Genomic DNA, 11011 nt, shown 5'->3' on the forward strand with positions numbered 1-11011 from the left:
GTACGGACGTTGAACCTCGTCGGAGCACCGCTACACGGCCTCGTTGACTGCTTCGCCCTCAACGTGTTTCACTAGATTCGGCAAGAGCGATTGAGACAGTCGGGCGATCGACGATCGGCGTTCGCGCGAGCGAGCGACGAAAGCAAGTCCTTTAGGTGCCCTTGGTGAAATCCGAGGGTATGTCTGACGGGACGCTTCGGTTGCTGCTTCCGCGATTCCTCCGTCGGTTCCCCGCCGACCTCGCGGCGATCGTCCTGCTCGTGCTCGCGACGGGTGTCGCCACGCTTGCACCGGTCATCAGCGAGACGCCGCTGCGGGTCGTGCTCGGGCTCGCTTTCGCGCTGTTTGCGCCCGGCTATGCGTTCATCGCGGCGCTGTTTCCGGAACGCGGTCCCGCTTTCGGCGGTGCATCGGCATCGGCCGACGAGGACGACCACTCGGGATCGAACCTGGTCGAACAGGATGGGAGTGCCGACGCCAATACCGGACTGACCGAACGTGTCGATCCCCGCCGGGCAGGCGGTATCGACGGTATCGAGCGGGTGGCGCTGTCGTTCGGTCTCAGCATCGCGATCACCCCGCTGATCGGACTGATTCTGAACTTCACACCCTTCGGTATCAGGCTCGTGCCGATCGTGCTCTCGATCGGCGGCTTCACGCTGCTCGCCAGTGCGGTCGCCGCACTGCGTCGTCAGGAGCTTCCCGTCGAGGAACGATTCGAAGTCCCGTACAGAGCGTGGGTGGGGGCCGCGCGAGCGGAGCTGTTCGAGCCGGAGACGCGCCTCGATGCCGTTTTGAACGTCGTGTTGGTCGTAAGCCTGCTGCTCGCGGTCAGCAGCGTCGGCTACGCCGTGATGGTGCCCAAATCCGGCGAGAGCTTCAGCGAGTTCTACCTGCTCACCGAGAACGAGTCCGGCGCGCTCGTCGCCGACGACTACCCACAGAACTTCACCGTCGGGCAGGGCCAGCCCCTGACCGTCGGCATCGGCAACCACGAACACGAACAGGTCGAGTACTCCGTCGTCGCCGAGCTACAGCGGGTTTCGATACGCAACAACTCCACGACCGTCCGCGAACGCCAGGAACTCGATCGGTTCAGTCGAACCGTCCCCGCGAACGAATCGGTCAACTGGACCCACGACGTGACGCCCTCGATGACTGGCGAGCGACTCCGCCTCGTCTACCTGCTGTATCGGGGATCGCCCCCTGCGGAGCCGACCGTCGAGAACGCCTACCGCGAGACCCACCTCTGGGTGAACGTCAGTTCACAGTGACCGTCACCGTTCCGTCAGAGAGGTACAGAAACCGGTTGGATCGTCTCAATATCGTCACGAAAACGAATGCAGAGTGTCCTCCATCGATTCTGTAGTCAAATCCGACCAGTTCGAGACAGAACGGCCCTCCGAGAATCCACACCACCGACCGCGCGCATCTCCACAGCCTCAAGAGTGTGGTTTCCGCGCTTAGATCGCTTCTATGATTCCGATTCAGGGTCGGGGTCGGTTTCGGCATCCGATTCATCGGCGGTCGATTGACCGTCCCGGTCGGCTACTGTTCGGGCCTCGTCGAGTGCGGACGACGCCATCTCCGTCGTGAGCGATCGTTGGGAGAACGTCGCACGCTCGTAGAGTTCGGTAAGTCGCCGGAGCGCGGTACCTCGACGCTCGCCAACGTCCCGCTCACGATACGCCTCGAAAAACTCCCAGTGAGTGTACGTGCTCGCACGATCGAAGTCGTATTCGAGCGCGCGCCGAACAGCCGCGTACGCAAGCCCGACCGCATGGACTGAGTCACCGTCCGACAGCCGATCGCGGGCCGTCTCGAGAAGCGATCGCGAACGGGCTCGCGCGTCGGTGGCGCTCTCCCCATCGTCGGCCATCGGCATCTCGGACGGCGAGTTACCCGTCCCGCCGAGACCGATCCACTCGCGAAGCCGGTGGACAGCATAGCCGACCAGAAACACCACTCCGAGGCCGATCAGCAGCCGATAGGTCACCGGGAGGGCCCCGAAGGCGTTCACGAACCGTTCGAGGATCCCGCTCGATTGGGTCGGGACTGTGAGCTGTATCGACGCACGACGACGTGACGATTCGAGGTTCGTACCCGTGCCGTCGTACGTTACACCAACCATCGTCGTCACGCTGCCGGTTTGCCCTGCAAACACCGCCTGTGGCACCGTTACGTTCGTCGTATAGCTCCCGTTCTCGTCGGTCGTCACGTCCGTCGTGGAGTTGCTCAGCCCCACTGTTACGGTTCGATTGGGAAGCGGCTCGCCGTTCGCCGCGAGTCGGCCTTCGACGCGGACGATCGGTCCACCGACGGCAGAGCCGTTGACTGACTGCTGTGAGACGTTGGTCGCAAGCACCGTCGGCGTCGACGTCACCGTTATCGGAACCGACGTGGTGGCGTTGCCGAGTGCTCTGTCCTCGAAGGGCAGCGCGACGCGAACGGTCTGGCGACCGGTATCGATGTCGGCCGGCAGTTGCTGTGCCTGCCTGAAACGACCGTTGGCCGCCGTTCGGACGCGATCGCCGTCGGTGAGCTGCAGTTCCTGGCCATCGACCGAGATCGCGACGGGGATCGATCGGACGCCGGTCCCGTTGGCAGTGACCTGCCCGAAGACCGATACCAGATCGCCGAAGCCCACCCGCTGTGGTGTGGCTTGGGCCCGGACGTTCGATTGGACCTGCCGGATCGTCACGGGGACGGACGTTCTATTGCTCCGAAACACCGACTGATTCGTCGGTCGATACCGTACCGAGACGCGACGCGTATCGAGCGACGGGAGCGTGGGACGATAGCTGATGGCGTATCGCCCCGCTCCGTCCGTGGTCGTGCGGCGGGTCTGACCGCCCGCTTGGAGCACGATGGTGCGGTCCGCGAGCGGGGTGCCGTTGGACATCGTGAGACGACCACTCACCCGCAACGGGTCGGTGAACGAGATCTGTCGGTCGGCCGCCGTGGCAGTGATCGTGGTGTTTCTGAACTGTGCCACGCTGACGGATTCGGCGACGGTGGTGACGTTTTGCGTGGTCGCGTTGGTCGTCGTGACCGCTACGGAGAGGTTTTGGCTCGTCCCGTTGTCGATGGTCCGGTAGTCACGTGTCAGTTGGGTGCCCGTCTCGTTCACCTGTCTCGAGATGCGCTGGGCGCGGCGAGCAAGCCGTTGTGCCCGCTCGGTGTTCCCGTTTCGTCGTGCAGCCCGATACTGCTCGACAGTCCGCCGAAACCGCTGGACATCGTTTGCGTACTCCGTTTGGTTCTCCCTCGCACGCTGGAACTCGGTGGTTTTGTTGGTTTCCGAATCGGAGCTGCGGGTGACGTTGACGTATTTGTCGAGCCAGTCGGGATAGTTTTCGGACTGATTGCAGGCGTCGTAGTTGCCGACTTCGAGCCCCGCCGAACAGTCGACGAGCGTCTCACCGAGACGACTGGAGAGCCAGCCCTGCACCTCGGAGACGTTGCCGTCGTCGTCGGCCGTTGCCGGGTCTTCGTGGACGACCGTCGTGTTGTTGGGTGGGTCGGGTTCCACCTGGTAGGCGCGATCGGCCGCGTGGTGGTCAGTGATCGTTGCACTGGCAAGCGGCAGTCCGGCGGTCGTGATGAGTAGCGCTATGAGAAGTGTTGTGGCAACGATACCGTGACGATGCGCGGCTACCACATCCTCATCTCACTACGACCGAATAAAACTGCTTCCCTTCCGTGTGGGGCACCGTCTCGACCCATGTTCAACCGATGTTGCGAGGCACTACTTCCCCTCGTTCAAGATCCCATCGTGGGACAGGGAGGGCCCGTCCTCAGTGAGCGCGCCAGCGCGAAGGAGAGCGGTCATCGATGGCCGGTCCGACACGATCGTAACTGTAATCATTCGGGCATACGTTCTGCGCACACCCACAGCCACCATGAAGGTCGCTCTCTGCCCCCATCTCTCGCTGGAACATTATCGTGGTGGTGAGAAATGGACGGCAACACTCGCCAATCGGTTGGCTGCCGATGGGATCGACGTCGCGGTCCGTGCGCTCCCGTACACGCCACGGAACCAACGGCGGGTGTCGGCCGACGACGTGCTGGACGACGCCGTGTCCTATCGAGAGCAATGGCGACACGATCTGTCGGCGTTCGACAGCGCCTACCTGTTCTATCATCCGTTCGCCCGGTCGTTTTTCACCGGTCAGACCCGCTCCATCGCGGGAATTCACTCGTGGGTGTATCTCTCCGATCGGCTGTACGAACCCCACTACGGGGTCGTCCCGACGACGGTGAAACTGTTGTATCGAGCCCTCGGCAACCGAGCGTTCGACCGCTTCGACGCGGTCCACTCCGTGACGAACAGCTACGATTCGCCGCACTCGAACACCCACTACATTCCGAACTTCGTCGACACGACGCTGTTCGATCCCGCGCGGGCATCGCTCAACGAGACGTTCACGGTGCTCGTCACTGCGGCCCATCTCCCGGCGAAAGGCTGGGATCGGACGCGGCAGATCGCCAGCACGCTCGGTGACGAACTCCGGGTGGTGACGACGGGCGAAAGCGATGTCCCGTCGATCGACGGGCTCGGCTTTCTCGATGAAGACGAACTCGCCGACGCCTACGCGAGCGCCCACGCTGTCTTACATCCCAGCCGTATCGATGCCGACAGTTTGGTGATCAAAGAGGCGCTGGCGTCGGGCACGCCAGTTGTGACGACACCGCTTCGTACCCATCCACCGACCGGACCAGCAGTGCTACACGGCTCGACGGTCGGCGACTGCGTCGCCCAGCTCAGAACCCTCCAGTGGGAATGGCGTCACGACAGCGGCTACGAAAAGCGGTGTCGGAACGCCCGCCGGATCGGCGAACGTCACGGGTTCGAGACCGTCTATCCACAGCTCAAAGAGCTCCTCCTCTCGCCCGAACGACCAGCCCATGGATAACCGGCTCACACGCATCGGCAGCCGCCTCGTACCCGACGCGATCGCCACGCCGATCGCTCGCTCGTTTCGGCGCTACGTTCGCGTGCCGTGGTATATCCTCGCTCTTGCTGCGATACTGTTCGTCGGCTTTGCGGCCTACACGACCGCTCTCTACGAGAGCTTCTGGCTGACGGGTGCGGATTTCGGTACGTACGTCCACATGTTCGCGACGACGCTCGATGGAACGGGGTTCCTCCAACAGGGAAAGTACGTCGCCGGCCATCCGGGCGGCTCGTACTGGGGTGGCCATTTCACGCTCACGCTGTTGGTGTTCCTCCCGCTGTTCGCGCTCGTCGAATCGCCGGTGACGCTGCTGCTGTGGAAATCGTTCTTTCTTGCGGCCAGCATCCCGCTGGTCTGGATCGTCGCCAGCGATCACGTCGCCGATCGGCGGGTCGCTGGCTTCCTGGCCGCATCGTACGCATTGAATCCGTTTCTCTGGTCGGCCTGGATCTACGACTTCCAAGAACACGTCCTCCTGCCGGTGTTGGTCCTGTTGGCCTACCATTGGTACTACACCGAGCGCTATCGACGGTTTCTGCTGGCGTTTGCGCTCGTGTTGGTCACCAACGAGCTCATGGTGCTCATCGGCGGCGGCTTTCTGGTCGGGCTCGCGCTCGGGGCCTACCGGGCTGGGCGTCTGTCTCGTGAACGATGGGTGTTCGCCGGGGCGGCCGTGTTGACCGTCGGTGCGAAGCTCCTCTCGGGGGCGGTCATCGATCGCTTCAGCCGTGTTTCGGGCATTCGGGAGGCAGCCATCGCAGCCCCGCTCCAGCCGTTCGTCGAAGGTGGGCGGGCAACGACCGGCGAGCTGGTGCTGTTGGTCCTTTCGCGGCCCGAGCTCATCGTCGATCTCCTCGGAACCGATCTCTTCACCAAGCTGCTGTATTTCGCGCTCTTTCTCGCGCCGGTGTTGTTCCTCGCGGTAGTCGATGAGAGCACGCTCGGTGCGCTGGCACCGTTCGTCGGGTTCGCGTGGCTGCTCAGCGGGACGGAGGCGTTCTACACCTTCGGCGGCCACTATCCGCTCTATCTGCTGCCGTTCGTCTACATCGGTGCCAGTCGCGTCCTCGGACGGCTGTCCCCGTCGTTGCCGTCGGGGCGGGTGCTCACGATGTTTTTCGTTGTCGTGCTCCTGACGAGTGCCGGAGCCGGCGCACAGACCGTCGCCGAGGAGGGGGCGGTACCCGAAACCGGCGAGCATACCGAGACGCTCACGGCAGCCATCGAGACCGTGCCGGCGAACGCCTCGCTGGTGACCCAGAACACGATCTACCCCCACGTCGCGACCCGCTCGAACGCGACGTTCATCCCGAACCCCTCGTTGTTCGGGCTGTATCAGGAGCAGTATGGCACGCCGCGGCCCGAGTACGTCCTCTTCGATACGCGACTCGAAACACGCTCGTTCGACTGGTCGTCGCCCGTGCGGGACGCGTACTTCCCGCTGGTCGGCGACGAATATGGCGTTTCTCGCTACCAGGACGGCATCTGGATCCTCAAACGGGGATATAATGGGTCGCCGACCGGGATCACGCAGTCGGGGTCGGGCGAGCGAATCGTCTTCGAGGCCGACGAGTTCGTCGCGACCGGTGGCCAGTTCAAAGACGGCCGCCTCGTCGATCGCGGTGGGACCAACGACAGCAACGTCTGGCACGGTCCCTACACGGCGCTCCCGGCGGGCAACTACACCGCAACGTTCCACGTTGCGGCGCGCGGGGGTGGGGCGAACGGATCGACCGCGGCCGTCGACGTCACGGTGGGTGAGGAGCATCGGACGATCGCCCGTCAAGCGGTGCCGTCGGGGAACGCGACTCAGACGGTGACCGTGCCGTTCACGCTCGACGAGCCACGCAACGGGATCGAGTTCCGTGGCTTCCGGACCGGACCCGGGACGATCTCGTTGGAGTCGGTCGTCGTACAGTCGGGGACGAACGGAACGACAGCGGACAGGAGAGGGGCTGTGAGGGCCGGGTAGTGCTGTTGTTGTCCGGCTGTCCCTGAGAGGGCAGGCATGAGCAAGGCGAGCGTCTCGAGCCACTTGACCCCGAGGCGGTTCACTTTCGGCATGCTTCGACAGGCTATAAGTGCCGACCGGTGTGAGAAGCGGGTATGGCGAATACGATCGTCAAAGCGGCCGTGAAAGAGCATCTCGACCAGATGAACGTCTCGGCGGACTTCTATGACGAGCTCGACGAGGAAGTCTCGACGCTGCTCGACGATGCTGCGCGACGGGCCGAAGACAACGACCGCAGGACCGTCCAGTCACGCGACCTCTGATGCGGACACTCTCCCGACGTGGTCACGCTCGGTGGGGACCGAGGTAATCCACAGATGCGGGTCGAGTTCGACGAAGGCACGCTCCTGCTTCGAGAGGCCAATGAGGACGTTCCGTACGCGGAGTGGGACGACCGGGTTGACGACTACCGTGCGCCCGCGTATCGCTACCGGCCTCTGCTTGAGTGGGCCGACGCGTGGGATGGTGAGAACTCGCCCTCCGCTACACAGGAGTCAGCCCACCAAGAGACCATCCAGTCGGCCACTGTTGCAATCGAGGATACGGCTCGGGCGTATCCCGCCCTCGCGCTCGATCCGGCGCTCCAGATCGAGCCACGCGAGTATCAGCAGGCGGCGCTCGATGCGTGGCGAACCCATGACCGTCGCGGCAGCGTCGTCCTCCCGACCGGGAGCGGCAAGACGTTTCTCGGGATTCAGGCCATCGCCGACGCTGGTGTCAGCACCCTCGTGATCGCGCCGACGATCGACCTGATGAACCAGTGGCATGCGACGCTCACCAATGCCTTCGGCGATCAACTGCCCCAGCGGAGTGGAGATGGGCCCGAACAGGCGGTTGGCGTGCTCGGCGGCGGTACCCACGAGATCAGACCCGTCACCGTCACGACCTACGACAGCGCGTATCGCTACATCGACGAGTACGGCGACCAGTTCGGCCTGCTGATCGCGGACGAAATCCACCATCTGCCAGCCCCGACCTATCGGCAGATTCCGGAGATGACCATCGCGCCGTATCGTCTGGGGTTGACAGCCACCTACGAGCGCGCCGATGATGCCCACGAACTCCTCGAAGACACGGGCCTCATCGGTCCGGTCGTCTACGAAGAGGAGGTCGACGAGCTCGCTGGCGAGTATCTCAGCGAATACGAAACCATCCACATGCAGGTCGAGTTGACCGACGACGAGCGCACCCAGTACGACGAGGAGTACGGCATCTACCGCGAGTACGTCGATACGCACGACTTCGACCTCTGGAAAGCCGAGGGCTACCAAGAGTTCCTCGCGCACACCTCCTACGATTCCGACGGCCGCCGGGCGCTGATCGCCAAGCAGCGCGCCGAAGAACTTGCCCGGACGGCGTCGAAGAAACTCGACACGCTCGATACGCTTCTCAAACGTCATCACGACGACCGCACCATCATCTTCACCGCGAACAACGACTTCGCCTACGAGATCTCCCAGGAGTTCATCGCCCCCTGTATCACTCACCAGACCAAGACCGACGAGCGCACGGAGATCCTCGAACGGTTTCGGACCGGTGAGTACTCGATCTTAGCGACGTCGCAGGTGCTGGACGAGGGCATCGATGTCCCCGCCGCCAACGTCGGGGTCATCCTCTCAGGGAGCGCGTCGAAACGCCAGTACGCCCAGCGCCTCGGCCGGATCCTGCGCCCGACCGACGACCGCCAGCCCGCACGGCTCTACGAGATCATCGCGACCGACACGATGGAGAACTACGTCTCCCAGCGCCGCCGCGAAGGCGTCGAGACAGGAGCGTGACCGTGACCACTCCAGTGAGACCGAAGCCATGCTGACGGCCGATCTCGCGCGCTCGCGGGCAGCCGATGGCGAGGTGACGCCGCTGTTCATCGATCCCGATGATGCACGCTATCAGGAGACGGCGAGCGAGTTGATCGAACTGTTCGAGACGCATGTCGGTGAGCCGAAGGCCGACCTCGATACGGCGATCGACCAGCTGACGGTGGCGGATACCGACTACAAGATCATCCAGGGGCTGGCGAAACTCCTGCGCGATGAGTGTGACTTCGAGACGGTGGCGGCAGCCGAACCGCGTGAGATCCGCCAGCGGCTCTTCGCGCGGGCGAACGACTCGTATCCGGTGGTCCGACAGCCCACGCTCGGTGAGGATACCCGGAAGCTCGACGTCTACACGGCTGTCGCCGACGATCTGGGGATCTCACTCGCGGAGTGCCATCAGGGGATGTATGCGGATCTCGATGCGAATAATCGGCTCGTGCGCTTCGGCGATCAGATCGCTGAATCGGTCGAACTGGATATTGATGGGACGACCAGCACGACTCAGTTGACCGGCCAGAGCGAGGAGGCGTACACGGGCACGGCACTCACCGTCGAGTGGCTGCTGCATCGGTACAACCTCGCGCTCGCGCAGGCGGTGCTGTACGACGCGACCGAGTTGCGCATTCGGGTGTGGGACGAGTTTGCGACGACATTTAGCTACGTGAAGCTGTTCGGGCTGATGCACCGGATCTATCCGATCGACGAGCACGGCGAACGGGTGTCAAGCACGGACCTCGCCGACGGATACGAGGCGATCTTGGACGGTCCGGCCTCGTTGTTCCGGCAGTCGCGCAAGTACGGCATCCGGATGGCGAACTTCCTGCCCGCATTGCCCCACTGCGAGCGGTGGGACCTCACGGCGGAGATCCTCGTCGACGAGTCAACCAACGAAACACGGGAGTTGACGCTCGATCAGACGACGGGACTCCAGACACACTACAGTGGTGGCAGTCGGTACGACAGCGACCTCGAACGAACGCTCGCCACCAAGTGGGAGCGGGCGAATACGGAGTGGGAGTTGGTCCGCGAGGACGATGTGATCGATCTGGGAGCGGAGGTACTGCTACCCGACTTCGCGCTCGAACATCCTGACGGCCGCCGGGCAATCCTCGAGGTAGTGGGCTTTTGGACACCCGAGTACCTCGAAGAGAAGCTCGCGAAGATTCGGCAAGCGGACGTGAATAATCTACTCTTAGCGGTGTCCGAGGAATTAGACTGTACGAGCGAAGACATCGATCTCGAAGCCGACCGAGTGCTTTGGTTCAAAACCGGCATCCATGTCTACGATGTGGTCGACCTCGCAGAGGAGTATGCAGCTCAGTAGTCAGATTCGGTTTCGACGTCGTCGTACATGCGATCGAGGATATCCAGTGCCGACTCGAAGATCGCGTAGTGCTCGCGCGCGAACGCAACCGTTTCCGAACGGGAGATGACCGGCCGCCCATCAACCATCTCCGCATCGATCTGTGCACGCGGTTCGAGGACGATCTGCAGCGGCCCAGGAATCTCGTCGGCTGGCTGACGCTGTTGAGCAGTCGGAATCCCGAACCGTTCGAAGAAGCGCCTCCACTCTTCGAGATCCGTTTTGCGAATGGCAATGAATAGCGGGTAATCCATCTCATCACGTGCGACCTGATAGCCGCCCCGAGTCCAGACGTAAACGGCGTCGATAGCGGTGTAGGCGAACTCCACTCCGGCGAACTGGGGGAGGACGTACGCCTCCGAGATGGTGGGTGGGGAGACAGATGCTGCGGCCGCGAGGAAGGCGAGACCTGCCTCTCGGACGGTGTCGTCAACGACAGACAATCCACCATCGTATCGGACGTAACCTGCGTCTTCGAGACGGTTCACGGTCCGACGAATCGTCTCGCGGTTCTCGTCGATCTTGCGAGCCACGCCCGAGATTGGGTCGCCCGGCTCGATGGCGAGGAGCGTCTTGAGCTCTGCTTCACCACACTGTTCGAACATCGTATGATTGCACAGAAGTATGCAATAGTAAAATATTTGTCGCTGTCGGATGATCTGCTGTATCAACCATCCGGCTTCCCGAAGAGGCAAAAGACGATTGTGACCCCAGTAGCACCCCCTGCAGCCGTCTTTACAGTTCCTCTTCGATTGCGTCAGTGTCGATTTCGGTGCTCTATTGAAAATGCGGTACGGGAGTACGATCATAGCGTCTTGGCGAGCTTCTTGATGTTGTTGAGCGCGAACAGGAGAACGATCTC

Annotated in this window: 8 protein-coding genes; 6 read left to right on the forward strand and 2 right to left on the reverse strand. The window is 62.8% G+C overall.

The window, feature by feature from the left end:
- Positions 1-179 precede the first annotated feature (179 nt).
- Positions 180-1274, forward strand: coding sequence for a DUF1616 domain-containing protein (locus C450_RS11615; RefSeq protein WP_005043624.1), 1095 nt, complete (start codon positions 180-182; stop codon positions 1272-1274).
- Positions 1275-1474: 200 nt separating this feature from the next.
- Here C450_RS11615 and C450_RS11620 read toward each other — a convergent pair whose 3' ends face one another.
- Positions 1475-3661, reverse strand: a complete 2187-nt coding sequence (locus C450_RS11620; RefSeq protein ID WP_005043625.1) for a DUF4129 domain-containing protein — start codon at positions 3659-3661, stop codon at positions 1475-1477.
- 241 nt (positions 3662-3902) lie between these two features.
- Between C450_RS11620 and C450_RS11625 the strand changes: the two genes are divergently transcribed.
- The 5 genes from C450_RS11625 to C450_RS11645 all read left to right on the forward strand — a co-directional run bounded on the left by C450_RS11625 (position 3903) and on the right by C450_RS11645 (position 10110).
- On the forward strand, positions 3903-4916 hold the full coding sequence (locus tag C450_RS11625) for a glycosyltransferase (RefSeq protein WP_005043626.1): 1014 nt from the start codon (positions 3903-3905) through the stop codon (positions 4914-4916).
- Entirely contained in the window at positions 4909-6930 is a 2022-nt protein-coding gene (locus tag C450_RS11630; RefSeq protein ID WP_005043627.1) for a DUF2079 domain-containing protein, read from the forward strand. Before C450_RS11625 ends, C450_RS11630 begins: the two co-directional genes overlap by 8 nt.
- Positions 6931-7064: 134 nt before the next feature.
- Positions 7065-7232, forward strand: coding sequence for a hypothetical protein (locus tag C450_RS11635; protein WP_005043628.1), 168 nt, complete (start codon positions 7065-7067; stop codon positions 7230-7232).
- A 54-nt stretch (positions 7233-7286) separates the two neighbouring features.
- Complete coding sequence (locus C450_RS11640) at positions 7287-8747, forward strand: DEAD/DEAH box helicase family protein (protein ID WP_005043629.1); 1461 nt, start codon at positions 7287-7289, stop codon at positions 8745-8747.
- Between the two features lie 28 nt (positions 8748-8775).
- The gene (locus C450_RS11645; protein ID WP_005043630.1) at positions 8776-10110 is read left to right on the forward strand and encodes a DUF790 family protein; all 1335 of its coding nucleotides are present in this window, start codon (positions 8776-8778) and stop codon (positions 10108-10110) included.
- Here C450_RS11645 and C450_RS11650 read toward each other — a convergent pair.
- On the reverse strand, positions 10104-10754 hold the full coding sequence (locus tag C450_RS11650; RefSeq protein WP_005043631.1) for a hypothetical protein: 651 nt from the start codon (positions 10752-10754) through the stop codon (positions 10104-10106). The genes C450_RS11645 and C450_RS11650 overlap by 7 nt on opposite strands.
- Between the last annotated feature and the right edge of the window lie 257 nt (positions 10755-11011).

Source organism: Halococcus salifodinae DSM 8989, from assembly GCF_000336935.1.
Classification (GTDB): Archaea; Halobacteriota; Halobacteria; order Halobacteriales; family Halococcaceae; genus Halococcus; species Halococcus salifodinae.

Bases quoted from the DNA above. Each gene is read 5' to 3' on its own strand.
- C450_RS11615 (WP_005043624.1), top strand. From the start codon at position 180: ATGTCTGACGGGACGCTTCGGTTGCTGCTTCCGCGATTCCTCCGTCGG.
- C450_RS11625 (WP_005043626.1), top strand. From the start codon at position 3,903: ATGAAGGTCGCTCTCTGCCCCCATCTCTCGCTGGAACATTATCGTGGT.
- C450_RS11630 (WP_005043627.1), top strand. From the start codon at position 4,909: ATGGATAACCGGCTCACACGCATCGGCAGCCGCCTCGTACCCGACGCG.
- C450_RS11635 (WP_005043628.1), top strand. From the start codon at position 7,065: ATGGCGAATACGATCGTCAAAGCGGCCGTGAAAGAGCATCTCGACCAG.
- C450_RS11640 (WP_005043629.1), top strand. From the start codon at position 7,287: ATGCGGGTCGAGTTCGACGAAGGCACGCTCCTGCTTCGAGAGGCCAAT.
- C450_RS11645 (WP_005043630.1), top strand. From the start codon at position 8,776: ATGCTGACGGCCGATCTCGCGCGCTCGCGGGCAGCCGATGGCGAGGTG.
- C450_RS11650 (WP_005043631.1), bottom strand. From the start codon at position 10,754: ATGTTCGAACAGTGTGGTGAAGCAGAGCTCAAGACGCTCCTCGCCATC.